General features: G+C 63.5%; 25 protein-coding genes. 23 read left to right on the top strand and 2 right to left on the bottom strand.

The genetic code is table 11. The annotated features are described in order from the left end of the window. Positions 1-167 precede the first annotated feature (167 nt). Positions 168-686, bottom strand: a complete 519-nt coding sequence (locus tag ABIB91_RS35235) for a hypothetical protein (RefSeq protein ID WP_007592992.1) — start codon at positions 684-686, stop codon at positions 168-170. Between the two features lie 316 nt (positions 687-1,002). Here ABIB91_RS35235 and ABIB91_RS35230 point away from each other — a divergent pair, with 316 nt between their 5' ends. The 4 genes from ABIB91_RS35230 to ABIB91_RS35215 all read left to right on the top strand — a co-directional run bounded on the left by ABIB91_RS35230 (position 1,003) and on the right by ABIB91_RS35215 (position 2,613). Continuing rightward, complete coding sequence (locus ABIB91_RS35230) at positions 1,003-1,293, top strand: hypothetical protein (RefSeq protein ID WP_354171374.1); 291 nt, start codon at positions 1,003-1,005, stop codon at positions 1,291-1,293. Between the two features lie 77 nt (positions 1,294-1,370). Then, positions 1,371-1,907 (top strand): hypothetical protein, encoded by a 537-nt coding sequence (locus tag ABIB91_RS35225; RefSeq protein WP_354171375.1) that lies wholly within the window; start codon positions 1,371-1,373, stop codon positions 1,905-1,907. 91 nt (positions 1,908-1,998) lie between these two features. Continuing rightward, positions 1,999-2,172, top strand: coding sequence for a hypothetical protein (locus ABIB91_RS35220; protein WP_007592998.1), 174 nt, complete (start codon positions 1,999-2,001; stop codon positions 2,170-2,172). A 165-nt stretch (positions 2,173-2,337) separates the two neighbouring features. Continuing rightward, complete coding sequence (locus ABIB91_RS35215) at positions 2,338-2,613, top strand: hypothetical protein (RefSeq protein ID WP_007593000.1); 276 nt, start codon at positions 2,338-2,340, stop codon at positions 2,611-2,613. Positions 2,614-2,760: 147 nt separating this feature from the next. On the opposite strand, the gene ABIB91_RS35210 is transcribed toward ABIB91_RS35215, so the two are convergent. Next, positions 2,761-3,639: a MurR/RpiR family transcriptional regulator gene (locus ABIB91_RS35210; RefSeq protein ID WP_311985924.1), complete on the bottom strand. Its 879-nt coding sequence runs from the start codon at positions 3,637-3,639 to the stop codon at positions 2,761-2,763. Between the two features lie 318 nt (positions 3,640-3,957). Here ABIB91_RS35210 and ABIB91_RS35205 point away from each other — a divergent pair, with 318 nt between their 5' ends. The 19 genes from ABIB91_RS35205 to ABIB91_RS35115 all read left to right on the top strand — a co-directional run bounded on the left by ABIB91_RS35205 (position 3,958) and on the right by ABIB91_RS35115 (position 25,774). Next, positions 3,958-5,499 carry an ABC transporter substrate-binding protein gene (locus ABIB91_RS35205; RefSeq protein WP_354171378.1) on the top strand — a complete coding sequence of 514 codons (1,542 nt, stop codon included), beginning with the start codon at positions 3,958-3,960 and terminating at the stop codon, positions 5,497-5,499. A 79-nt stretch (positions 5,500-5,578) separates the two neighbouring features. Then, positions 5,579-6,523, top strand: a complete 945-nt coding sequence (locus ABIB91_RS35200) for an ABC transporter permease (protein WP_007593006.1) — start codon at positions 5,579-5,581, stop codon at positions 6,521-6,523. Further along, positions 6,520-7,380, top strand: a complete 861-nt coding sequence (locus ABIB91_RS35195) for an ABC transporter permease (RefSeq protein ID WP_007593008.1) — start codon at positions 6,520-6,522, stop codon at positions 7,378-7,380. The genes ABIB91_RS35200 and ABIB91_RS35195 overlap by 4 nt, the downstream gene beginning before the upstream one ends. Before the next feature lie 3 nt (positions 7,381-7,383). Continuing rightward, entirely contained in the window at positions 7,384-8,358 is a 975-nt protein-coding gene (locus ABIB91_RS35190) for an ABC transporter ATP-binding protein (protein ID WP_219684399.1), read from the top strand. Further along, entirely contained in the window at positions 8,355-9,320 is a 966-nt protein-coding gene (locus tag ABIB91_RS35185) for an ABC transporter ATP-binding protein (RefSeq protein ID WP_007593009.1), read from the top strand. The genes ABIB91_RS35190 and ABIB91_RS35185 overlap by 4 nt, the downstream gene beginning before the upstream one ends. 340 nt (positions 9,321-9,660) lie before the next feature. Beyond that, positions 9,661-10,911 carry an ABC transporter substrate-binding protein gene (locus ABIB91_RS35180; protein WP_007593010.1) on the top strand — a complete coding sequence of 417 codons (1,251 nt, stop codon included), beginning with the start codon at positions 9,661-9,663 and terminating at the stop codon, positions 10,909-10,911. Between the two features lie 130 nt (positions 10,912-11,041). Next, positions 11,042-11,869: an AraC family transcriptional regulator gene (locus ABIB91_RS35175; protein WP_219684401.1), complete on the top strand. Its 828-nt coding sequence runs from the start codon at positions 11,042-11,044 to the stop codon at positions 11,867-11,869. A gap of 200 nt (positions 11,870-12,069) precedes the next feature. Further along, positions 12,070-13,080 carry a branched-chain amino acid ABC transporter permease gene (locus ABIB91_RS35170; protein ID WP_354171382.1) on the top strand — a complete coding sequence of 337 codons (1,011 nt, stop codon included), beginning with the start codon at positions 12,070-12,072 and terminating at the stop codon, positions 13,078-13,080. Between the two features lies 1 nt (position 13,081). Beyond that, positions 13,082-14,203 carry a branched-chain amino acid ABC transporter permease gene (locus ABIB91_RS35165; protein ID WP_354171384.1) on the top strand — a complete coding sequence of 374 codons (1,122 nt, stop codon included), beginning with the start codon at positions 13,082-13,084 and terminating at the stop codon, positions 14,201-14,203. Beyond that, the gene (locus ABIB91_RS35160) at positions 14,196-14,978 is read left to right on the top strand and encodes an ABC transporter ATP-binding protein (protein ID WP_007593014.1); all 783 of its coding nucleotides are present in this window, start codon (positions 14,196-14,198) and stop codon (positions 14,976-14,978) included. The genes ABIB91_RS35165 and ABIB91_RS35160 overlap by 8 nt, the downstream gene beginning before the upstream one ends. Next, entirely contained in the window at positions 14,971-17,184 is a 2,214-nt protein-coding gene (locus tag ABIB91_RS35155; RefSeq protein WP_354171386.1) for an ABC transporter permease, read from the top strand. Before ABIB91_RS35160 ends, ABIB91_RS35155 begins: the two co-directional genes overlap by 8 nt. Before the next feature lie 3 nt (positions 17,185-17,187). Further along, on the top strand, positions 17,188-18,021 hold the full coding sequence (locus ABIB91_RS35150; protein ID WP_354171388.1) for a phosphoenolpyruvate hydrolase family protein: 834 nt from the start codon (positions 17,188-17,190) through the stop codon (positions 18,019-18,021). Positions 18,022-18,046: 25 nt separating this feature from the next. Continuing rightward, positions 18,047-20,950, top strand: a complete 2,904-nt coding sequence (locus ABIB91_RS35145) for a flotillin family protein (RefSeq protein WP_219684405.1) — start codon at positions 18,047-18,049, stop codon at positions 20,948-20,950. Positions 20,951-20,959: 9 nt separating this feature from the next. Continuing rightward, entirely contained in the window at positions 20,960-21,397 is a 438-nt protein-coding gene (locus tag ABIB91_RS35140) for an SRPBCC family protein (protein WP_007593021.1), read from the top strand. Between the two features lie 5 nt (positions 21,398-21,402). Beyond that, positions 21,403-21,852 (top strand): SRPBCC family protein, encoded by a 450-nt coding sequence (locus ABIB91_RS35135; RefSeq protein ID WP_354171391.1) that lies wholly within the window; start codon positions 21,403-21,405, stop codon positions 21,850-21,852. After that, the gene (locus ABIB91_RS35130) at positions 21,849-22,667 is read left to right on the top strand and encodes an FAD binding domain-containing protein (RefSeq protein ID WP_354171393.1); all 819 of its coding nucleotides are present in this window, start codon (positions 21,849-21,851) and stop codon (positions 22,665-22,667) included. Before ABIB91_RS35135 ends, ABIB91_RS35130 begins: the two co-directional genes overlap by 4 nt. Positions 22,668-22,672: 5 nt before the next feature. Continuing rightward, entirely contained in the window at positions 22,673-23,149 is a 477-nt protein-coding gene (locus ABIB91_RS35125) for a (2Fe-2S)-binding protein (protein WP_007593025.1), read from the top strand. A gap of 11 nt (positions 23,150-23,160) precedes the next feature. After that, positions 23,161-24,750 (top strand): xanthine dehydrogenase family protein molybdopterin-binding subunit, encoded by a 1,590-nt coding sequence (locus ABIB91_RS35120; RefSeq protein ID WP_354171395.1) that lies wholly within the window; start codon positions 23,161-23,163, stop codon positions 24,748-24,750. Position 24,751: 1 nt separating this feature from the next. Continuing rightward, on the top strand, positions 24,752-25,774 hold the full coding sequence (locus ABIB91_RS35115; RefSeq protein WP_354171397.1) for a xanthine dehydrogenase family protein molybdopterin-binding subunit: 1,023 nt from the start codon (positions 24,752-24,754) through the stop codon (positions 25,772-25,774). Positions 25,775-25,778: the final 4 nt, after the last annotated feature.

The following is a 25,778-nucleotide window of genomic DNA, read 5'->3' as shown; positions in this document are numbered from 1 at the left end:
GCAACGAAAGAGCCCGGCGACGATCGGTTCGCTCAGACCTCGACGTTTCACTCATGTCAGTTACTCCCGATCTTCAAGGACGTTTGATTGGGCAATGCCTCGACGTGCACTCGTTGATAGTATCAATGGCGGGCGCCCCACCCCGAAGATGCGACGATAGGAGACGCTCACCAAACCTGGTTGCCGAACCAGCCGTATTGCGGCGGCCGCGCGACGAGCCGGATATTTTTTTCGATGTGCCTCCTCGCACTTTTGTTTTGGCGCTGCGGCTTCACATCCGCCTTTGTCGACGGACGCGCTGGTGGTCGTTCGGCATCGGGGGCTCCTAGCTGAGCAAAGGCCTCGCGAGCGCGCCTCTGTGAGACGTCGGCGCCGGGCAGGATACCAAGCTCGACCCTGGCGATGTCGGTTGCGACAATCGTCGGCAGGCTAGTGTCGAGAACGACCCGCTCGGGTAATTTCCAATCGGAATGGATGCGGATGGTCGCGGAGCGCGCAGCTCCACCGTGGATGGCGGGCCGATCCGGCACCAGTGCGTCCACAACAAAGAGCATCGCGAGCAACGTACTGCCGACATAGAGCAGATATCGTGAGATGGGCATTGTCGGCGCCATTGCCGCCGCAGATCTTCGCCGGGCAAGCAACGGGCCACGGCGGCAGAATTGGCGAAGCAATGCAACCTGCATGGCATGGCTGCCTAAATCGAGCCGCCGCTTCTGCCGCGGCGCGCCCCTGGTGAAGCACTTGCTGAGGCATGGCGGCGCTTCGTCGGTAAGCGCACGCACGCTGCAGCAGGCGAATATTCACCGCGTCCGAACGCGGCTTCGCTTGAGCCAGATCAACGAATTGAACTATCGCAACACGGCCTCGCATAGTATCGCACGGCTTAGTCAGTGGCTGTGACCTGCCCCTTGGTACAATGACCGGAAGGGCAATTGCAGAGGTGTGGCACGCAACGCAGAATTCTCACCGGGTACATCGAGCTTCTGGCAGGGAGGGCCGATGATGAGTCAATTCGAGCTGAGTTCGCGCGCAGCACTTTGCCGGCAGCTTGCAAGCCAGGATCCGGCAAACCAAACGGTCTGGATGGCCGAGGCAAGAAGCTGGTCACGGCTGGCCGCCGAGATGCTTCCTGATGAGCACCAATTGAAAGGCGGCATCACCGCCCGGTTATTCTTCGCCTTCAACAAATTGGTCGCGGCGCAACACGAGCCTGCGAACCAAACGGCAGAAATGATGAAGAGTAGATCCAAACGCGTCATGCCGCCTCGGAGCTTGTCACCGACTGCCTGACGCATTCCAGCGAGAAGCGTTCGCACGATTGCATACATGGCTCAAGTATGAAGAGAGCCGGTGCACCACGTGACAGCATGCTTTCCGATGCGATCCGGCGGGCTGCACTCGTCGGACGTCAAAGCGTCGTCATCCAGATTCCCTTAACTCGATCTGAACTTGACCCGGTAAAATCGAAGACGAAGCAAATGCGATTTGTTGAATCCCTTGATCTAAAGCAAGCCGCCGCCCTGGTGCTGCGTTGGTGTGGTGGCGTTGAAGTTCATTTTTGGAGAACGTCCATGAAGTCGATAAGCGCAAGGAAGATTGCCGTTGCCGTCGCCGCGCTCGTATGCGGCACGACGCTGTCCATCGGCTGGACCGATCAAGGCGGAGTTTCGCTGGGGCTCGACAAGGCGCAAGCGACGACGAGGTTGTACGTCACTCCCTATTATCGCGGACACTACTACACGAATGACGGTCTGCCCTGGTACGCCGTGCGAGCCTATTACTTCGGCGGACCGTGGAGCTATGGCTATAGCGGCTGGACCGACTATGCGGCGCGCAACGGCATCGGTTGCGTCCCAGGCTCGTTGGTGAAGGGCGGCGATGGCATCATGTACGTGTGCCAATAGAGCTTGATGATGGCGCGATGGGCGGCGCCCATTAAGCCGCCTGTCGCGCTAATCTGAGCTCAGGAGATCGACGGCTGAGGGGGAGGATACCGTGACCTATGTTCTGGTCGTCATCAGCTGGCTCGGCGTCGCGAATGGCGCCGTCATATCGACACAAGAATTTTCAAGCGCAGAGCGTTGCGAAGCAGCCCGGACGGCGCTGATGGAATACGCGAAAGCGCGCAGCAGCGACGAGACACTGAGGCCGCTCTGCATACAGAAGTAAAAACGAGGCGAAAAGGGTGACGCATGTACCCGAACCCGACTGAATCGTTCTGGTGGTTCGCCTTCGGTTACCAGCTTACGATTTCGACGGTTCCTTGATCTTGATCAATGGTCCGAGCCCCAGTCCATGGAGCGTCCAAATTCACTCTCACAGGCGGAGACTATTATGAAGCTTGGTTTGGTCACAAAATTATCACTCGCAGTTGCCGTGGTCGCCCTCGGAGTGTCCGGCTCGATGGACTGGTCGGTGGACGAAGGCCTTTCGCTCTCGCTCGGCCGGGCTGAAGCACGGGTCGGGCGGCCCTTGACGCCCGTATCAGTCGCCGGCGTAGCACGGCGCACCACCAGGCGCGCGGTCGTCGGCGGCGCAGCAGTTGGTGCAGCCGCTGTCGGTACGGGATGTGTCCGCGTTCTGGTCAATGGCAGCTACGTCTGCCGCTGATAGCCGTCGCAGCCGGCTCTGAACATCGTATCCTGCCGGACGATTTTTCTGCAGCATGTACTGTTCAGGTTTCGGAGCGCGATGGACGTTGCCACATGCGAGCGGCGATGCACCGAACAAATCCTCGTCGGGCCACTGGGAGATTTTTCAGTCTCCCAGCGGCCCTTTGGCGTCCCCGTCGCTTCCCTTCAGCAACTCGTATTTGATCCGCCGCATGCGTGCCTGGGCTTCGAGCGGCTTGCAATAGGCGGTTGACGCTGCGAGCAGATCGATGGTGGCGAGAAATGCATAGCGCGACGCCGTCGGCTTGAGCGCGTCGGGCGCTTCCGGCACGTGCACGCCGAGCGCAATATCGGCGATCGAGGCCAGCCTGCTTTGCGGCTTGGTAATTGCGACGACCAAGGCGCCGTATTGCTTGGCGATACTGGCTGCCTCGATCACCGCGTTCGCTGCACCGGTGGTCGAGATGGCAACGACGACATCATCCCGTCCGAGGGTCGCGGCGATCATCCGCATCAAGCTCGGATCGGAGGCATGCGAGACGGCAACCCCAAGACGAAAGAACCGGTTCTGAACCTCCGCCGCCGCAAGAGTGGAACCGCCCCCAACCCCGAACGCGGCAAGCTTCGAACAGCGCGAGATAGCTTCGGCAGCCCTCTCGATGTCTTCCTTGCGAAGTCCTTCCTCGGCGGCGGCAATTGCACGGCGAATTTCCTGAAACACCGACCGCCAGAGCGCGGGGCGCGCCAGATCGGTCCCGACATGCGGGGGAAGCTCAACGTAAATCCGCCCGACCGCCATTGCTTGAGCCAGCCTCACCTTGAGGTCGCGGACGCCCCGACAACCGACGGAGCGGCTGAACCGGGTTACCGTCGGCTCGCTGACGCGCGCCCGACGGGCCAACTCGGAATTGCTGGCGTGAACGGCAAACTCCATATCGGCCAGCAGCACCGTGGCAACGCGTTGCTCCGAGGGGCTGAGGCTTGGAGCGCTTTGCCTGATGAGGGAGATGATGTCGCCGGCCACGACATTGTCGTCGCCCGACGGCTTCGAGATCGCTGTACCAACGGCTCTCGCCGGATGATTTCGCTTTGCACGCGCCATTGCCCGCCCTTCCCCAGGTCAGATCAACCTGCGCCCTTGGCAAGAAGCTGCCGTAAGAAACCTTCAGCATCGACCAAACGTATATCGGCATGCCCCATCAAGAACAGCATTTTCCGCTTGATAATTGCCAAATTGTGTATGTAACTTTCGAACAACCAATAGCGTGCCATCAGCGCAACAGCTGAAAGGCACATCCCCTGCACCGGGAAGCAGGCGGTTCAACAAGGCGGGAGGGCGATCATGAGATACGGTCCAAGTGTCTTGATGCGTGGCGTCATGGGGCTGGCCACTGCGTCGTTTTTGATTGCGCAGGCCAATGCCGCCACCCTGCTCCGCGAAGCCACCATCGGAGAACCGCCGCCGCTCGATGTCATGCTGACGACAGCCGACGTCGCATCGGTCATCGGCCGCCACATCTTCGAGACCCTGTATGCCCTGGACTCGACCTATACGCCGCGTCCGATGCTGGCCGAGAGCGATCGCACGGAAGACGGCGGTCGGACCATCGTCATCAAGCTCCGCGAAGGTGTCCTCTTCCACAACGGCAAGGAGATGACCGCCAAGGACGTGGTCGCCTCGATGACGCGATGGGGCAGTTTCGGTGCGCGTGGCAAGCTCCTGATGGCGGCGGCTACCTCGGTCGAGGCGACCGGAAAGTATGAAGTCACGCTGAAATTGTCCGCGCCGAACGGCGCCTGGAAGGCTCTCATTGCGGACGTCAATGGCGGCCTTGCGATCTATCCGGAAGACATAGCCGCCAAAGCGGGAAACCGGCCGATCGAGCAAAAGGACTATATCGGCACCGGACCCTACAAGTTCGTGGAGTGGCGGCCGAACCGCTATGTCGAGGTGGAGAGGTTCGAGGGCTACAAGCCAGTCAAGGAAAAGGGGGACGGCTTCGCTGGCGCCCGCGTTGCGAGCTTCGACAAGATCCGGTTCATTCCGGTGCCTGACGTCGGCACGCGCGTGAGCGGCGTGCAGGCGGGCGACTACGACTACGCGGAAATGATCTCCGGCGATCTGTACGAGTCCCTGAGCAAAGATCCATCGGTTCAGGTGCAGCGTACCAACGCGCCGATCTTCGGCCTTTTCTTCATGAACTCGAAGCAGGGAATCCTGAAGGACAATTACAAGCTCCGCCGCGCCATCCAGACCGCGCTGGACAAGTCGCAGGCATTGCGCGTCGCCTTCGGTCCCAAGGACCTGTGGAATGCCGAAGGATCGATCTTTCCCAACGGCACACCCTGGTACTCGACCGAAGGCGCCTCCAATTACAGTGCGCACGATCCGAAGAAGGCCAAGGAGCTCGCAAAGGAGGCGGACTACACGGGGACGCCGATCCGCCTGCTGGTCTCGACGAACTACCAGGCACACTATGATGAAGCCTCTGTCTTCACCCGCCAGCTGGCCGACGCCGGCATCAATGTTCAGATGATGGTCGTCGATTGGGCGACCCTTCTGAAGATGCGCGGCCAGCCGGAACAGTGGGACATCTTCGTCACCCACCATTCCTTCGCGCCCGACCCGCTGCTGCTCACGTTCCTGAATGCGAGCTATCCCGGCTGGTGGGACAGCCCCGAGATCGGCTCGCTTCGGGCAGAGTTGATCAACACGACCGATCCAGCTGCGCGCAAGTCGACATGGGACAAGATCCAGTCGCTGATCTATGAGCAGGTACCGGTGATGAAAGTAGGCGATGCCTACACCTATGACATTGCGTCTCCCAAGCTCAAGGGGCTCAATCCCAACGGTCCCGTGTTCTGGAATGTGTCGACGAAATAAGGACGGACAATGAGGCCGCGAGGACTGTCGAGCGCCGGCGCCGGCGCGCATCGTTGCCGCTGACCAGGCGCCCAATCACATGTGGTCTTACGCATTCAAGCGCGCAGGAACGACGGCGGTGACGCTGCTGGCAGCGTCCATCATCATCTTCGCGTTCATCCATATCGTGCCGGGTGACCCGATCTATGTTCTGCTCGGTGACACCGCGACGCCCGACCAGATCGACGCCTTGCGACACCAGCTCGGTCTCGACCAGCCGATCATCCTGCAATATCTCACTTGGGCCGGCCATGTGCTCGAGGGCGATCTCGGGCGGTCGATCTTCTTCCAGGCGCCCGTGCTGTCGGTGATTGCCGATGGCGCCGAGACCAGCATCTTGCTCGCCACCATGACGATGATCTGGGTTGCGGTCATCGGCGTGCCGATCGGCATGATTGCGGCGGTCCGGCACGGCACGTGGCTCGACCAGGGATTGTCCGGTGGGGCGATGCTGATGGCCTCGATACCCACGTTCTGGGTCGGGCTCTATCTGATCCTGATCTTTGCCGCCTGGCTCGGCTGGTTTCCGAGCTCCGGTTATCCGTCGATCTTCGAAGGCGGTGTCGTCAATCTCCGCTATCTCGTCCTGCCCAGCCTGGCGCTTGCGGCTCCGAATGCCGCTTTGATCCTGCGGCTGACGCGCGCCAGCATGCTCGACGTCTCCCGGGAGGACTACGTGCGCACGGCGCGTGCAAAGGGAATTAGGCCGTGGCAGGTCGTGCGTCGTCACATCTGGCGTAATGCACTGCTGGCGGTCGTCTCGGCCTTCGGCTTCACCTTCGCCGCACTGTTGTCCGAAGCGGTGGTGACCGAAACCGTCTTTGCCCTGCCCGGCATCGGCCGCCTCGTCGTTCAGTCGATCCTTCGTCGAGACTACCCTGTGATCCAGGGCGTCATCCTAGTTATTGTCGTGGTTTATCTCCTGATCAATCTGATCGTCGATCTGAGCTATCGTCTGCTCGATCCGCGGGTTGAACTTCAATGAGCAGCAACAGCGTGATTTTGTGGCTCAAGCCGTTCATCGCCCGTCCGATCGCGCTGGCCGGGCTCGGGGTCCTTCTGGCGACCGTGCTCGCCGCGATCTTCGCACCCTGGCTGTCGCCTTACGATCCGTATGCCATCGATCCCCTGATCCGCCTGACGCCCCCGAACGTGACCCACTGGTTCGGCACCGACCAATTCGGCCGGGATACCCTGTCGCGCACCATTCATTCAGCACGCATGGCACTTCTGATCGGCTCGGGCGTGGTCGTCTTCGCTCTCGCGACCGGCGTTCCGGCCGGCGTACTTTCCGCTCTGTTCCCGCGGCTGGGTCACCTGCTGATGCGCATGGTCGACGTGCTGATGGCCTTCCCGACTCTGCTTCTCGCACTTGGCCTGATTGTCATCTTGAGCCCGAGTGTGGCCACCGTCATCCTGGCCATCGGGATCGGCTACATGACGACGACGACCCGGATCGTCTACGGACTGACACTGCGCTTGCGCGCGGAAACCTATGTCGAGGCGTCGCGCAGCATGGGCGCCGGAGCGGCATGGCTCATCAGTCGGCACATCTTGCCGAACCTGGTCTCACCACTTCTCGTGCAGGCCAGCTTCGTCTTCGCGTTCGCGCAGCTCGGCGCGGCTTCACTCGATTTCCTGGGCCTCGGCGCCCCGCCGGACATTCCGAGCTGGGGCAATATGCTGGCGGAATCGCGGACCTTCATCACGCGCGCTCCGTGGCTGCTCTTCTTTCCGGGCATGATGATCGTGGCGACGGCGTTTTCTCTGAACCTGGTCGGCGATGCATTGCGCGATCGACTTGATCCGCGATTCCGTCAGGTCTTTGGTGAGAAGGGTTAGGCCGTGCTGACAGTTTGCGACCTTACGGTGTCAGTGGGGCCGGAAACCTCGCCGGTCGACATCGTCGCGGGCGTGTCCTTCGGCTTGGCCAAGGGCGAGATCCTTGGCCTCGTCGGCGAGTCCGGTTGCGGAAAGAGCATGACCTCGCTTGCGGTCATGGGATTGCTGCCGCAGCCCGGTCCCCGGGTTCGCGCCGGGCGGGTCCTGTTGGAGGGCTGCGACGTAACGCAGCTGCAGCCCTGGCAACGTGTCGAAGCGGGCCACGGCCGCATGGCAATGATCTTTCAGGAGCCGATGACCTCACTCAACCCTGTTCGTCGGATCGGCGATCAGATCGCCGAAGCCGTGCGCGTGCATGAGGGAATTTCGGGCGCGGCGGCGCTGGTCCGTGCGCGCGAACTGCTCGAACTGGTACGTATGCCCGACCCCAAAATGCAGCTGTCCGCGTATCCGCATCAGTTGTCCGGAGGCCAACGCCAGCGGGTCATGATCGCGATTGCGCTGGCCTGCAGGCCACAGGTGCTGGTCGCCGATGAACCGACCACCGCGCTCGATGTCACCATACAGGTTCAGATTCTCGGGCTCTTGCGCGAGCTCTGCAATCGGCTGGATATGGCGATATTGTTCATCACCCACGACATGGGAGTCATTGCGCAGCTCGCCGATCGCGTCGCTGTCATGTACGCCGGCCGGATCGTGGAAACCGCTTCAGTCGGTGCGCTGTTCGGCGCACCGCGTCATCATTACACCCGCGGATTGATGGATTGCATGCCGTCGCGAAACTCCGGCGCGCGCCGGCTGCCAACCATTTCTGGTCAGCCGCCGCTGCCAGGTACGGTCGCTGCCGGCTGCGTGTTTGCCTTGCGTTGCGCAGCGGTGCGCGATGAGTGCCGCGTGGCGCCCCCTCCCCGCCTGGAGGCCTCCCAAGGACACGAGGTGCTCTGCGCATTTCCGCTGGCCGGCGGGGGGCTACCATGAGCGGCAATGTCATCCTCGACGTCCGGGACATGATGGTCTCGTTCAGTGCCAGGCGAGCCGGTCGGAAATACCGGGTGCAGGCGGTGGATGGTGTATCGCTGTCGCTGGCCGAAGGCGAGGTCCTCGGGATCGTGGGCGAATCCGGCTGCGGCAAGACCACGCTAGGCCGAACCCTCGTCGGGCTGGTCCAGCCCGACAGCGGCAACATCAATTTGAAGGGAACCGAATTGATCGGAGCCGGCCGCTCCGGCCTGCGCGAGATGCGTCTGAACGTCCGGATGGTTTTCCAGGACCCCAATGCATCGCTCAACCCGCGGCGCGCAATTGGAGATTCGGTGGCGGAGGCGGCCGACATCAGCGGCATCTTCAAGAGCCGCGCCGAGCGCAGCGCGGCCATAGCCGCCACCTTGACGGCCGTCGGGTTGAACCCGTCTTTCGCCGCTCGCTACCCTTACGAACTGAGTGGCGGGCAACGGCAACGGGTCGGAATCGCGCGCGCCATTCTTCCCACGCCGTCCATCATCGTCGCCGACGAGCCGGTCTCGGCCCTCGACGTTTCCGTGCAGGCGCAAGTGCTCAACCTGATGATGGATCTGCGTGACCAATTGAGACTGTCGATGCTCTTCATCTCGCACGACCTTGGCGTGATCGGGCAGATCAGCAGCCGCGTTGCTGTCATGTATATGGGCCGGATCGTGGAGCAGGCCGGGACGCGGACGGTCCTGGATCATCCGCTCCACCCCTATACGCGCGCGTTGGTGGCGGCAATTCCGAAGCCCGATCCATCGGAACGGATCCAGGGCGCGATCGAAATGGGTGAACCGCCAAGCCTCTTCACGCGACCGCACGGCTGTGCATATGCGCCCCGCTGTCCTATGGCGAGCGATCGCTGTCTCGTCGATGTGCCACAACTTCGATCTGTCGGTGCGGACGGTCGGACGATCGCCTGCCACAACGTATAACCAGCGAGTGCCGCGCGCGGCGAAATCACGCAACGCCTACGATTGATTTCTCCTCTATTCGAGCGATCCCTTCACACGGCGGCAGTCCGCGACCGCCATGCGGCTGGCGGGTGCAAATTCGGGAAGCCTGACGCCTGTTGCACTGCGATGTTAATCGCGACGCAGCATTCAAAATGAGACTGCCCGTTAAGCCGCGCGCGGCTCCGGCACGTGCGCTGCATCGGAGTTCAGTTAGCCTCCATTTCAAGAACCGTTGGCCTTGTCCGAACGCCGCACCGCGCGGCGGGCGCGTCCAGGCGCGGTGAAAAACAGTGACAAGAACGCCCAGGGAGCAGAGCAAATGTTGAAAGGCAGTCTAGGACTGATCGCGTTGAGCAGCCTGTTACTTTCGGGCACCGCCTTCGCACAGGAGAAGATCAAGGTCGGCGTCACCGCGACGCTCGAAGGCACCTACACCGTGCTCGGCGAGGACGGCATCCGCGGCTTCCAGACGGCCCTCAACGTCCTCGGAAAGAAGGTCGGCGACAAGGAACTCGAATTTGTCATCGCCTCGACCGACGCGACGCCGGACTCCGCCGTACGAGCCGTGCGCAAGCTGATCGAGCAGGACAAGGTACAGATCCTGCTGTCGCCGCTCTCTGGCGACGAAGGCATCGCGGTCAAAAATTTTGCAAAGACCCATCCCGAACTCACTTTCATCAATGCCGCCTCCGGTGCCCAGGAAACGACCTATGTCGATCCGGCTCCGAACTTTTTCCGCTACAACATGGACGGCGCGCAGTGGCAGGTGGGCCTCGGCAAATACGCTTATGACCAAAAGAAGTATCGCAAGATCGCGACCGTCGGCGAAGACTACTCCTTCATCTATACGCAGGTGTTCGGCCTCGTGCTCGAGTTCTGCGGTGCTGGCGGACAGGTCACCAACCGGCAATGGGTGCCGCTTGGCACAAAGGACTTTGCCTCGGTTATCGCCGCACTGCCCGACGACGTCGACGCAATCTATCTCGGCCTCGGCGGCGCCGACGCCGTCAACTTCCTGAACCAATACCAGCAGGCCGGCGGCAAGGCGCATCTGATGGGCGGCTCGATCATGATCGACCAGACCATCCTGTCGTCCAAGGGAAACGCCAAGAATGCCCTGATCGGCACGCTGGCCGCGAGCGGCCAGGCCGACACCTGGGAGAACCCGAGTTGGCAGAAGTTCGTGAAGGACTATCAGGACGCCTTTCCGCCCAACAAGCGCTTCCCGAGCCCATCGCTGCTCGCCACCAACTACTACGGCTCCACCATGGCGCTCATCCTGGCGCTGCGTCAGGTCAACGGAGATCTCTCCAACAATCAGGCCAAGTACAAGGAGGCGCTTGCCAAGATCGAACTCGACGCACCCAACGGCAAGATCAAGCTGGACTCCAACCGCCAGGCGATCGGCACCAACTTCGTCACCGAGGTCGTCGACGACGGCAAGGGCGCGCTGTTCTCAAAGGTCGTGAACGTGATCCCGAACGTCAACCAAACGCTGGGCTACGATCCCGCGGTGTTCGCCAAAATCGGTTTACCGAGCCGCACAGTACCGGAATGTAAGAAATACTGACCTAGTCTCGTTCGCGAACGATGACCGGCCGGGGAGAGATTTGCCAGAAGCGCGACACGTGCGCCCTTGCATTCTCTCCTCGGTTGTTGAACGCTACCAAAAAATACCAAGAGCTTTTGGGAGGAGAGGCATGAGCCGGGCGCTCGCCGTCTTCCACGGCCGCTTTGGTCGGGCGACGGTCTATCAGTTGAACCGCCCTTTCAACATCCACGCACATCGCGAAGGTCATTTGATCTTCCATGTCGGCGGGCGTTCCGCATGCATCGATGTCAGCGACGGACGCTACGAGCTCACCGAAGATTCCGTCGTCGCGGTCAATCCGTGGGAGCCGCATAATTTCCTGCCGTCCGATCTCGACGGCGGTGCCGTTTTCTTCGTGCTCTACGTCAATGCGGAGTGGTTTGCGCCCGATGCGCCCGGCGCCGATCGCCTGCGCTTCGGCCGCACCCAGTTCACGCGGTCCGTTGCGCTGGACAAGCATATCAGGCACGCAGCCGCCCTCGTGTGCGGCGCTCCCTCGCTCAACAGCCTCGATGGCGAGCTGAGAAGCCTGATCGACATCTGTTATGACGAAAGCTGGCAACAGGCGGCGACCGCGCGCGATCCGCGCACAAACGGTTCCATCACTGATTTTCGCGTGCGCAAGTGCATCAAGATGATGTCGGAGAGTCCTGGCGCCGAGATCGAGCTCGACACCATCGCGCGCGAATCCGGCCTGTCGCGGCCGCATTTCTACCGGCTCTTCCGCACCCAGACCGGCGTCACGCCACACCTCTATCTCAACACGCTGATGATGGAGCAGGCGCTGGAGGCGCTGGTGGCGAGCGAAGCGCCGATCGCTGATATCGGCTTCGATCTCGGCTTCTCGTCGCAGAGCGGATTCACCCGCTTCTTCGCCGCCAATGTCGGCATGGCGCCGACCGATTATCGCCGCGCGGCCAAGGTTTTGCGCGCCTGACCGCACGCGAAAAGATACTCACGATCAAACACCTCCCTTACAGCCGCATTAGGATGCGCCAAACGCGATCCCGAAAAGAGGATCACGCGCAATAGGGAGCGCACGTTCATGGCAGGGCTTGCGGCCGGCAACGGTCTGCGTGCCTCTCCGCCCCGCTTGCGGGGTGAGAGATGGGGTGACGTGAAGACGGAGCGGCGATCATGACCCGCTTTGTCGAGCGCCATCCTGCCTGGGCACTGATTGTCATCATCGTGATTGCGGTGGCGCTTTGGCTGGTTTTCGCAGTGTGGCCGCAGGGCGTCGAAGATGCGTTCGGCCGCAAGCGGGTCTTCCTCAACGCCCTCTTCAACGGCATCACGCTCGGCGGTCTCTATTTCCTCGTCGCCAGCGGTTTCACGCTGATCTTCGGCCTGATGCGCAACGTCAACCTCGCGCACGGTTCGCTCTATTTGTTCGGCGGCTATGTCGGCTATGCCATCAGCGCCGCTACCGGTTCATGGGTCCTCAGCTTCATCGTCGCTTTCGTCCTGACGGCACTGGTCGGCGTCCTGCTCCAGGTCCTCGTCTTCCGCCGTATGGAAGGCCAGGACCTGCGCCAGACCATGGTGACCATCGGACTCTCGATCGTGTTCGCCGATCTGATGCTGTGGGCCTGCGGCGGCGATTTCTATCAGATCCAGACCCCGAACTGGCTGATCGGACCTGTAGAGCTGCCGCTGGTCACCGCGATCAAATCCTCAGGCGAGCCGGTCTATCTCCGCTATCCCCTGGTTCGACTCGTGATCTTCGCCGCCTCCGTCGTGATCGGCATGGCGATGTGGCTGGCGCTCAACCGCACGCGCATCGGCATGATCATCCGCGCCGGCGTCGACGATCGCGACATCTTGGCTGCGACCGGGGTACGGATCCAACTCGTTTTCGTGGTGGTGTTTGCGCTCGGCGCCGGCCTCGCCGGCGTCGCTGGCGTCGTCGGCGGAACCTTCCAGTCGCTCTCGCCAGGCGAAGATATCCGCTTCCTGCTCGCCTCCCTCGTCGTCGTGATCGTCGGTGGGATGGGCTCGATTCCTGGGGCTGCCCTGGGCGCGCTCATCATTGGCCTCGCCGAACAGCTCGGCTCGGTCTACATCCCGACCTACGCCATCGTGGTGACCTTCCTGATCATGGTTCTGGTGCTGGCAATTCGGCCGCAGGGCCTGTTGGCGAGGCGCTGACATGTCCCTCGCTCACGACGCCCGCGTCCCGGTTCGTCCCGCCACTGCGGTGCAGCGCTCCAGATTGCGCGGATGGCCGGACATCGACAATCCGGCGGCCTGGGCCGTCGCCGCCATTCTCCTGATCATGCCCCTGATCGCCAACGGCTTCTTCCTGATCGAGATCTTTGCGACCACGCTGATCCTCGGAACCATGGCGCTGAGTCTGATGTTTCTTGCCGGCTATGGCGGCATGGTCAGCCTGATGCAGCTCACCATCGCGGGTTTCTCCGCCTATATGGTCGCGGTGTTTGGCGTCAGCGGCAACGCCAATATCAGCCTGGGCTGGCCGTGGTGGCTTGCGGTCCCGATGGCGCTTGCGCTCGCGACCATCTTCGGCACGCTCGGCGGCGCGCTGGCGGTGCGCACCGAGGGCATCTACACCATCATGATCACGCTCGCGATCGGCGCGGCGTTCTATTATTTCACCAACCAGAACTGGGCGATTTTCAACGGCCATACTGGCATCAATACCGTTGCCACGCCGCATTTCTGGGGCGTCAACTGGCGCGCCGACATTCCGTTCTATTATATCGTCCTCGCGGTAGCCGCGCTGTGCTACTTCGCCGTCGACTACATCTCCCGCGCGCCATTCGGCCTCGCGCTGCAAGGCGTACGCGACAATCCCCGCCGCATGGCGGCGCTCGGCTTCAACGTCAATGCGCATCGCGTCGCGGCCTACGTCTTCGCGTCCTTCGTCGCGGCGCTCGCAGGGGTACTCCAGGTCTGGAATTACGGGCAGATTTCGCCGGGATCCGTGAGCGTCGGAGCCTGCATCGATATTCTCATCATCGCAGTCGTCGGCGGCATCACGCGCCCCATCGGACCCTTTATCGGCGCGCTGATCTTCGTGCTGCTGCGCACTTTCGCACTCGATTTCCTGGTCAAGCTGGGGCTCGACGGCAACCGCTTTCGGCTCCTGATCGGCCTCGGCTTCCTCGCCATCGTGTTCTGGTCCTCGGACGGCGTCATCGGGCTCTGGCAGAGCTGGCGCCGCCGCCAACGCTCCGGCGCGGCAAGTTCAAGCGGACGACGTGGCCGAGAATCTGGCCAAAGATCCAGTCAAGGATCCAACCATGGATAGCGTCGCACAACGCCTCTCTGTCGTGGGCGCCGGCGCGGCGCTGGAGCTGCGCGGCGTGACACGTCTGTTCGGCGCGCTGGCGGCACTCACCGACATCACCATTACCGTCCGCCCCGGCGAACGGCGCGCCGTGCTTGGCTCCAACGGCGCCGGCAAGACCACGCTGTTCAACTGCATCACCGGCGACTTCCCACCTTCTTCCGGCACCATCCGCTTCTTCGGCGAGGACGTCACGCACTTCCCGCCCTATGAGCGCATCCGCCGCGGCCTGCGCCGGACTTACCAGATCTCCGCGCTGTTTCCCGGCCTTACCGTCCAGGACAATGTCTACCTCGCCTGCCGTGGCGTCTCACGGGGGCGCTTCTCGTTTCTCCGCCCCGGTCAAAACGATGCGTTGATGCACGCAGCCGAAAATCTCGTGCAGGCCGTCCATCTCTCGGGCGTGAAGGATCAGCGCGTTGCCGAACTCGCGCATGGCCAGCAGCGCCAGCTCGAGATCGCACTTGCGCTTGCCGGCGCACCGCGATTCGTCCTGTTCGATGAACCGGCCGCGGGACTGTCGCCGACCGAGCGTGCCGAGCTGATCGAGATATTGACCTCCCTGCCCGCGCATATCGGCTACATCATCATCGAGCACGACATGGACGTGGCCCTGCGCGTCGTCGAGAGCGTCACGATGATGCACAACGGGCGGATCTTCAAGGAAGGCCGTCCGCAGGAGATCGAGTCCGATCCCGAAGTGCAGGAGCTTTACCTCGGAGGCGGCCATGAATGAGGTCCGCCGTACCGCCGCCGCGCTCGAAGTCCGCGGCCTGGACGTCTATTACGGCCATTCGCATGCGTTGCAGGGCGTGGACCTGACGCTCGAGGCCGGCGTGTTCTCGGTCGTCGGCCGCAACGGCATGGGCAAGACCACGCTGTGCAAGGCCATCATGGGGCTGGTGCCGGTCAGCGGCGGCTCGATCCGCATCCGCGGCGATGACATCACCCGGCAGCCGCCTGCCCACATAGCCCGACTCGGCGTCGGCTACGTTCCGCAGGGACGGCGGCTGTGGCGTTCACTCAGCGTCGACGAGCATCTGCGGCTTGCCGCCGGCTTGCGCCGCGGCGCCTGGACGGTCGAGCGCATCTACAAGACGTTTCCGCGGTTGGCCGAGCGCAAGGATCACGGCGGCGGCCAGCTCTCCGGCGGCGAGCAACAGATGCTCGCGATCTCGCGCGCGTTGCTCACCAACCCGCGGCTCCTGATCATGGACGAGCCCACCGAGGGGCTCGCGCCCGTCATCGTGGCCCAGGTCGAGGAGATGCTGCTACGGCTTGGCGAGGACGGCGACATGTCCGTGCTCGTGATCGAGCAGAATATCGGGGTGGCGACCGCCGTGTCGGGCAACGTCGCGATCATGGTCAACGGCCGCGTCAACCGCATCATCGATTCGGTGCGGCTTGCCGCCGATCGCGAGCTGCAGCAGCGCCTGCTCGGTGTCGGAATGCACGCCGGACTCGAGCTCGACCTCGACGTGCCGCCGGCGGATACGGAAGCGAAACCTTCTCCGCCGCAAACGCGGCCGGGCGGCGCGATCCGCATCTACATCTCCAACCCGACGCCGCCGACTCGCTGGTCGCAACCGGTGCCGATCGCCCGCATCGAGGCCGCGGCCCGCACGTTCTCGACACAGGTGATGCGTCTCGACGAGACGGCACGGCGACGGCGCGAACCGGTTGCGACGCAAACGCAGGGCCCTCCGGTCGTGCTCGTCGTCGGTACGCTCGACACCAAGGGCACGGAGCTCCACTTCATCCGCGACATCATCGCTGGGACAGGCCTGCGAACCCGATTGGTCGATGTCTCCACCAGCGGCAGACACGCGGCCAGCGACGTCTCCGCCCAGGAGATCGCCTTGAACCATGGTCGCGGCGGATCGGCGGTATTCGGACCCGACCGCGGCGCCGCCGTCACCGCGATGGCCGAGGCCTTCAGCAGCTGGCTGCGGCGCCAGAGCAATGTTGCCGGCGTGATTTCGGCGGGCGGCTCGGGCGCAGCGTCACTGGTCGCGCCCGGTATGCGGACCCTTCCTGTCGGGGTGCCGAAACTTATCATCTCGTCCGTCGCCTCCGGTGACGTCGGGCCCTATGTCGGCCCCGCGGACATCACCATGATGCATTCGGTCGCCGACGTGCAGGGCCTCAACTCGATCTCGCGCGCCGTGCTGGCCAACGGCGCCAACGCGCTCGCCGGCATGGTCAAGGCGCGCCTGGATCAGCATGCACGAAAGGATCGCGACGACAGCGGATTGCCGTCGGTCGGCATCACCATGTTCGGTGTCACCACGCCGGCGGTGCAGAAGATCGCGGCCGACTTGCGCGAGGATTTCGAGTGCCTCGTCTTCCACGCCACCGGCGTCGGCGGACGCTCAATGGAGAAGCTCGTCGATTCCGGGCAGGTCGCAGGCGTCATCGACCTCACGACCACGGAGGTCGGGGACCTCCTGATGGGTGGCGTGTTCCCGGCCACCGACGACCGCTTTGGCGCCATCATCCGCAGCCGGGTGCCTTATGTCGGCTCGGCGGGCGCGCTGGACATGGTGAATTTCGGCGCTCCTGAGACGATCCCGGAGCGCTACCGCGGCAGGAAATTCCACGTCCACAACCCGCAGGTCACACTGATGCGGACCACGGCGGAGGAGAACGAGCGCATGGGGCACTGGATCGCCGATCGACTCAACCGGATGGACGGGCCGGTGCGCTTCTTCCTGCCCGAGGGCGGCGTCTCCGCGCTCGACGCGCGAGGACAGCCATTCTGGGATCCGGATGCCGATGCGGCGCTGTTCCGCACGCTGGAGCGCAACGTGCGGCAGACCGCCAACCGTCAGCTTATCCGCGTTCCCAAGAACATCAATGACCCCGAGTTCGCCTCCACCATTGTCAGCGCGTTCCGAACATTGTTCGGCCGCATTGGGGCGCGCCGGAGACTAGCGAGGTGACCGATGGCACGGTTTGAACGCGCTGCACTGTTGAAGCGCTTCCGCGACATGGCAAGGCGCCGCGAGCCGATCGTCGGCGGCGGCGCCGGCACCGGCCTTTCGGCCAAATGCGAGGAGGCTGGCGGTGTCGACCTCATCGTCATCTACAATTCCGGCCGCTACCGCATGGCTGGCCGAGGCTCACTCGCGGGATTGATGGCTTACGGCGACGCCAACGCCATCGTGCTGGAGATGGCGGGCGAAGTGCTGCCCGTCGTCTCCAGGACGCCAGTGCTCGCCGGCGTCAATGGCACGGATCCGTTCCGCGACATGGATCTTTTCCTGGACCAATTGAAAGCGCTCGGCTTCGCCGGCGTGCAGAACTTTCCGACCGTCGGCCTTATCGACGGCGTGTTCCGCGCCAATCTCGAAGAGACCGGCATGTCCTATGCGCTCGAGATCGACATGATCGCAAAGGCGCGCGAGAAGGACCTGCTGACGACGCCCTACGTCTTTAGCGAGAAGGAAGCTGCCGCGATGGCGATCGCGGGCGCGGATATCATCGTCTGTCATCTGGGCCTGACGACCGGGGGCACCATCGGCGCGCAGACAGCGCTCAAGCTGACGGATTGCCCAGCGCACATCGACACCTGGGCCTCTGCCGCACTCGGCGTCAATCCGGACATTCTGGTGCTCGCTCATGGCGGACCGATCTCCGATCCGGACGATGCCGATTTCATCATGAGGAACACACGCAATTGCCACGGCTTCTACGGCGCCTCCTCGATGGAACGGCTTCCGGTCGAGCGGGCACTGACGGATCAGGTTCGCAAATTCAAGACTATCGGCGCGCGATAACGCCGAAAGGTCGAGGGAGAGAAACATGTCAGGGACTCTGGTCGGTGAATTGATCCTCTGGCTGATCGTCGCCGTCGTGGTGATCGTGGTCGGCGTCTACATCGTGAACTGGCTCTATCACCGCTCGTCCAAGGAGACCTCATTCGTCCGGACCGGCCTGCTCGGCGAGCGCGTCGTGATCAACGGCGGCGCCTTCGTGCTGCCGTTCATCCACGACTACACGCCGGTCAACATGAACGTGCAGCCGATGGGCATCGTTCGCTCCCGCCAGGACGCCGTAATCACCCGTGACCGCATGCGCGTCGACATCGAGGCCGATTTTTATGTCCGCGTGCAGGCGACCCGCGAAGCCGTGTCTATCGCGGCCGCCACGCTCGGCCGCCGCACCATGGAGCCCGAACAGCTCCACGCCCTCCTCGCCGGCAAATTCATCTCCGCCATTCGTTCCGTTGCCTCGGAGATGACCCTCGAGCAGATGCACGAACAGCGCGGCGAGTACGTCGCCCGCCTCAAGGCAAACGCGGCAGAGGCCCTCGCCCAGAACGGACTCGAGCTGGAGTCAGTCGCGATCACCGATCTGGACCAGACCGATCTCGAATTCTTCAACCCCTCGAACCGCTTCGACGCCGAAGGTCTGACCCGCCTGATGGAGGACATCGAGGCCAAGCGCAAGCTGCGCAACGACATCGAGCAAGATTCGATGATCAAGATCCGCTCTCGCAACCTGGAGGCCGAGCGGCAGGCTCTCGAGATCGAACGCGAAAGCGAGACGGCGCGCCTCGAACAGGAACGTGACATCGAGATGCGCCGCGCCCTGCAACGCACCGAGGTCGCGCGCGAGCGGGCCCTGCGCGAGACCGAAGCCGAGCAGGCGCAGATTTCCGCCCGTGAAACCATCGAGAAGGCCCGCATCGCCAACGATCAGGCGATCGCCGAGGCCCGCATCGCCTCGGAGCGTGAGACCCGTCAGCGGGAGATCGAGCGCACCCGCACCATCGAGGAGAAGGAGCTGCTCGCACGGGAGGAAATCGAGAAGACCCGGATCGCCAACCAGCGTTCGATCGATACCAGCCGCATCGCCTCCGAGCGCGAGGTGCGCCAGCGCGAAATCGAGCGGATGCAGACCATCGAGGAAGCTGAGATCACCGCCCGCGAGGCGATCGAGAAAGCGCGTATCCAGCAGGACCGCGTCGTGACGGACGCCCGCATCGCCAACGAAGAGGAGACCCGGCGCCGCGAGATCGACCGGACGCGCGCCGTGGACGAAGCCGAGATCGCTGCCCGCGAGACGACCGAAAAGGCCCGCATCGCCCAGACCATGATTGTCAATGTCGAGCGCATCGCATCCGATGAGCGCACCCGTGCGCTGGAGATCCAGCAGGTGCGTAACATCCAGGAAGCCGAGATTGAGGCGCAGCGTGCGGTCGAGGCGGCGCGTATCGACCGCGAGCATAGGCTCGCCGTCGAGCGCATCGCGGTCGAGCAGAATACCCGGCAGTTGGAGATCGAACGCAATCAGACGCTGGAAGTCGCAGAGGTCACGGCACGCGAGGCCACGGAAGCTGCCCGCATCACCCAACAAGAACGCGTTCGGTCGCTGGAAATCGCCCGCAACCGCGCCGTCGAGGAAGCCGACATCGCCTCACGCGAAGCCATCGAAGCCGCGCGGATCGCGCAGGAGAAGTCTGTTGCAGCCGAGCGTATTCAGGCGGAGCGTGACACACGCGCGCTCGAGATCGAGCGCACAGCCGTGCTCGAGGCGGCCGAGCTGAAGCGGCGCGACACCATCGAGCGGCAGCGCATCGGCGTCGATCTCGCGCTCGAAACCGAGCGCATCACGTCCTCCAGGAAGCGCGAAGTCCTCAACATCGAGCACAAGAAGGCGATCGAGATCGCGGATGAGGACCGGGTCATCGCGCTCTCGACCAAGAAGTCCGAGCGCATCGACGCCGACCGCCAGGTCAGGCAGGCCGAGATTGTCGCGCGCAAGGAGGTCGAGACCACGGACGTCTCGCGCGAGCATGCGCTGGAGGCGGCGCGGATCGAACGTCGCCGTTCGATCGAACAGCTCGAAGTCGCTCGCGTCCAGTCGCTGCAGGAAGCCGAAATTGCCGCGCGTGAAGAGGTCGAGCGCTCCCGCATTGCCTCCGATCGCGGCCTCGACGAGGCCCGCATCGGCCGCGAGCGCGAGCTGCGCAAGCTTGAAATCAATCGTGAGAAGGAGGTCGAGACCGTTCTGATGGAGAAGGCGATTGCCATCCACCTGAAGTCGTTGGAGGAATCCGCGGCCAAGACCTCGGCCGAGGAGGCGCGGGTGCATGCCACTGAGGCTACCGAGCGCGTCATTACCGCGCGCGAGAGCGAGATCGCGAAGCGTCGCAAGACCGTGGAGATCCTGATCGCCGAGAAGCAGGCCGAGGAGACGCGAATTGCCGCGGAAGCGGAACGGATCCGCGCCGCGGTCGAGGCCGAGGCGCAGCGTATGCTCAACGAGGCCGAGAACGTGCTGACGGACCAGGCGCGCTACTCGCTGTTCCGTAGAAAGCTGCTCGACCGCATCGAGGGCATCGTCCGTGAGAGCGTCAAGCCGATGGAGAAGATCGAGGGCATCCGCATCCTCCAGGTCGACGGCCTCAACGGCAACGGCCATGGCGGCAATGGCGGCCGGAGCGCGACCGACGAGGTGATCGACTCGGCGCTGCGCTATCGCGTCCAGGCGCCGCTGATCGACTCGCTTCTTGCGGACATCGGCGTCGAAGGCGGCAGCCTCGCCAAGATGCCAGGCCTGATCCGAGAAGCTCGCGACATGCAGGGCATCAAGGACTCCGCGCGCAAGGGCGGCGGCGGCGGCGAGAAGCCGACCGCTGCGCCCTCGCCTTCGTCCGACGGCGAGCCGACCGCCGAGCGCAGCCCTCGGAAGAAGAGCTGAGGTCGCCCCATGGCCCGGGTCTATGTCTCAACCGTCGTCAACGCACGCAACGATCGCGTCTGGGCGCGGGTACGCGACTTCAACGGTCTGCCGAACTGGCATCCCGCGATTGCGGAAAGCCGCATCGAGGGCGGCGAGCCATCCGACAAGATCGGCTGCGTCAGGGATTTTCGCCTGCGCAACGGCGATCGTATCCGGGAAAAGCTGCTCGGCCTGTCCGATTACGACATGTTCTGCACCTATTCGATCCTCGAATCCCCGATGGGGGTCGAGGACTACGTCGCGACGCTTCGGCTGACGCCGGTCACGGATGGCGACCAGACCTTCATGGAATGGACCGCCGAGTTCGACTGCGCACCCGAGCGGGAGGCGGAGCTCGTCGCGAATATCGGCGGCGGCGTGTTCCAGGGCGGCTTCGACGCCCTCAAGCGCCAGTTCGGAGGCTGAGCGCCGTGCCGCATATCGTCAAGAGCACGATCCTGGATGCGCCGACCGGCTCCGTGTGGGCCGTGCTGCGCGACTTCAACGGGCACGATCGCTGGCATCCGGCGGTCGCGACCTCCACGATCGAGCGCGCGCAGGCTTCGGACAAGATCGGTTGTGTCAGGCGCTTCAAGCTGCAGGACGGCTCGGAGCTGCGCGAGCAATTGCTGATGCTGTCGGATCTGGAGCAGACCTTCAGCTATTGCCTGCTCGATACGCCGGTCCCGATGTTCAACTACGTGGCCCACGTCCGCCTGCTGCCCGTCACGGACGGCGACCGCACCTTCTGGCACTGGGAATCCCGCTTCTCGACACGGCCGGGGGACAAGGACCGGATCACCCACATGGTCGCGGAAGACATCTACCAGGCGGGATTCGACGCGATCCGCCGGCACCTCAAGGAGGCTGTGTCAACATGACTGTGACGGTGAAGACCTTCACGAGTTCGAGCGAGGCCGCCGCTGCGCTGTCGTCCGATCGCAACGCGCGCTATCTCGGCGGCGGCACGCTGGTGATGCGTGCACTGAACGAAGGCGACATCTCGATCTCAACCGTCGTGCGCGCCAATGACCAAGCCTTGACGCGGATCGACCCCTCCGGCCCACGGATCACGCTGGGTGCTGGCGTGACTTTCGCCAGGATTCTGGCCGAGCGCGACCTCGCTTTCCTGCACGCCCCTGCCCGCTCGATCGGCGGTCCGGCAGTGCGCAACATGGGTACGGTGGGCGGCAATCTGTTCGCGCCCAACCCCTATGGCGATTTCACCGTCGCCATGCTTGCGCTCGATGCCACCGTAGCCCTGCAAGGCGGCTTTGGATCGCGCGACATTCCAATTGAGGAGTTCTTGCAGTCACGTGAAAGGCAGGCGGGTGCGCTCGTGCTGTCGGTGTCGTGCACGCGACCGACCAACGCGGAGGCTTTTCGCTACCGCAAGATCGCACGGATCAAGCCCAAAGGGGGCGCGGTCATCACGCTCGCCGCGCATCTGCCTATCAGTGGCGGACGGATCGCCGGGGCGCGAATTGCATTGGGATCGATGGCGCCGACGCAAATACGTGCGCGGGCGGCCGAACGCGCCCTGGAAGGCCGCGCGCTCGATGCCGCAACGGTAGCGGCCGCAGCCTCCGCAGCCGCGGAAGGAACATCGCCGTCCGACAACGCGCTCGGCAGCGCCTGGTACCGCCGCGAGATCGTCGGCGTCCATCTGCGTCGTCTTCTCTTGGGTCAGGAATAGATCGTATGGCCAAGACTGCCCTGCAATTTCGTCACAACGGCAGCGATGTCGCCATTTTCGTCGATGGTGGCACCAACCTGCTCGTCGCGCTTCGCGAATTGATCGGCGACATGACGCCGAAGTTCGGTTGCGGCCAGGGGGGCTGCGGCACCTGCAGTGTCCTGATCGACGGCGAGCTTCATCTCTCCTGTCTGACGCTGGCCGAGACCGTTGCCGGCCGCTCCGTCGAGACGCTGGATAGCCTGAAGCAGGGACCGAACCTCCATCCGCTGCAGCGCGCCTTCGCCGAGAATTTTGCTGCCCAGTGCGGCTATTGCACGCCGGGCATGCTGATGGCTGCCAAGGCATTGCTTGATCGCAATCCCTCCCCGAGCCGCGCCGAGATCGTCGAGGCGATCTCCGGCAACATCTGCCGCTGCACCGGCTACGAGCCGATCATCAACGCCATTCTGGCCGCCTCCGGCGGCCGGGTGAGCGCCTGAAGGACCAGATCATGCTGGAACTGCGCAAAGACATTTTCGCCGACGAGCGCGACGATAATCTCAACGAGATCGGCAAGGGCACACAGCGTCAGGACATGCTCGGCCATGTCACGGGGACGTCGAGCTATTTCAACGACCACAAGCTCCAGGGCATGCTGCACCTGAAGGTCGTCCGCTCGACCCATTCGCATGCAAAGATCCGGCGGATCGACACAGCGGACGCGGATCGCTCAGCCGGCGTGCGCCGGATCATCCGCGGCTCCGACGTGCCCCGTAATCTCAACACACTTTTGAGCCTGATCAATTTCGGCAAGGACGACGAGCCGTCGCTCGCTGTCGACAAAGTTCGCTACAAGGGTGAGCCGATCCTGGCCATCGTCGCCGACAGCGAGCGCGAGGCGTTCGAGGCGATCGCAAAGGTGCGGATCGACTACGAGCCGTTGCCGACGGTGTTCGACGTAGAAGATGCGTTGAAGGCCGGCGCGCCGGTCGTCAACGACACCTATCCGAAGAATGCCTTCATTTATCACGACACATACGACCACCAGAAACTCCGCTTCGGCGACGCCGATGCCGCACTCGCGACCGCCGATCACGTGCTCGAACAGCGCTACCAGATGTCGCCTATCGAGCACGCGCCGACCGAAACCAACGGGTCGATCGCGGCGCCCGACACCAACGGCCGCTATGTCGTCTATACCTCGACCCAGGCGTTGTTCTTCTCGGTCGACACCTGCGCCAAGATTCTCGACGTCCCCTCGAACACCTTCCATTTCATTGGCGGCACCGTCGGCGGCGGCTTTGGCGGCAAGGTGGACACGCTGACCGAACCTTTGTGCATCCTGGGTGCGATGCTGACGGGACGTCCGGTACGCTACGTGTTCGGACGCGAAGAAGAGATGCAATACGGCCCGCCGCGCGGCGCCGAGCGCATCTACATCAAGGACGGCGTGATGCGCGACGGCCGCGTCGTCGCGCGGAAAGTCCGCGCATATTTCGACAGCGGCGCATATACGCGGCTCTCCAGTTATGCAGCGGTGAAATGCGCAGCCCACCTGCCGGGACCCTACACCATCCCGAACGTCTATGGCGACGTCTACTGCGTCTTCACCAACCGTACGCCGGCAACCGCGATGCGCGGCTTCGGCGTCACCGCCATGGATTTTGCGATCGAGTGCCAGATGGACAAGCTCGCGAACCTCGTCGGCATGGATCCGATGGAGTTTCGCATCCTCAATGCCTATCGCGACGGCGACATGAAGGCGCACCGGCGCGAGGCCAAGAACACGGCGCTGATTGAGTGCGTCCAGGTAGCCGCCGAGAAAGCCAAATGGCCGATCCGCGACGAGTTCAAGCGTGCCTCCTCCCGCAAGGACGGAGGCGGCAGCCGCGCCGTCATCCCGCGGACGCCTGCCGACACCAACGCGCGGACAACCGCGCCGGCGCCGCAGCGCACGAGCTATGATCGACTGCCGACCGCCGCGTTGCGCGAACCGCCGCGCGAGCCCCCACCGCCCTCCCCGCCGCAGCCACCGCGACCGGCATCGCCCTCGCATGGGGCGGGTCGATTCTCATCCGTGTTCGGCACCAGGAGACGTTGAGATGACCCGACATCGCGGACGCGGCATCGCGTCGGTCAATTATCCCATCGGCATGAACCTCGGCGGCGATCCCAGCCAAGCCCTGGTCCATTCCAACCCAAGCGGCAAATTCACCGTAGCGCTGTCGTCGATTGATCTCGGCCAAGGCATGAAGTCGGTCACGCGGCAAATCTGCGCAGAGACGCTCGGCGTGCCCGTCGAGGACGTCTATGTCGACACAGCCGATTCCGATACCGGTCCGCATTGCATGGGCTCGTTCGCCTCGCGCGGCACCCACCGCGTCGGCAATGCCGTGATGGCGGCAGCGCGCGAGGCGCGCGGCGTGATGATGGAGGCCGCCGCAGAGGAACTCGAGGTCAACGCCGCCGATCTCGAAACCGACGGGCGTGGCAACATCCACGTCAAGGGCGCGCCGCACCGCTCGATCTCCACCAAGGACGTCGCCATCGCCGCGCAGTTCAAACAGGGCAAGACCATCTCTGGCCGTGGCATCTTCCTGGTTCCTCTGTCCAATGTCGATCCGGAAACCGGCGAGATGTCGCCGGCGACCTGCTACGCCCATGCCTGTCTGGTCGCCGAGGTCGAGGTCGACGACGAGACCGGCGAGGTCACGATGATCCGCATGGACTCCGCCTATGAGCTCGGCCGTGCGCTCAACCCGCGCCTGGTCGAGCAACAGCTCGTCGGCGGCGCCTGGATGGGCGTCAGTCACGCGCTCTACGAGACCCCTGAACCCTATTATCCAGACCCTGTCCATGGCCCTCGCGACTTCGTCGAATATATCATGCCCGGTCCTGGCGACATCTGCCCGCACGACATCGCCGTGTTGGAACGCCCCGCTCCCGATGGTCCCTTCGGCGCCAAAGGCCCCGGGGAAATGTGCGCGAATCCGGTATTGCCGGCCGTTGCGAACGCCATCTTCAACGCCGTCGGCGTTCGCATCGACGATCTGCCGATTACGCCGGAGAAAGTGCTGCGCGCGATCAAGGCCGAGGGCGGCGCGCGCCCTCAGGCGCGGCGCTGAGGTC

It is taken from the genome of Bradyrhizobium sp. JR4.3, from assembly GCF_040547695.1.
GTDB lineage: Bacteria > Pseudomonadota > Alphaproteobacteria > Rhizobiales > Xanthobacteraceae > Bradyrhizobium > Bradyrhizobium canariense.
This window is presented reverse-complemented; position numbering and strand designations above follow the sequence as displayed.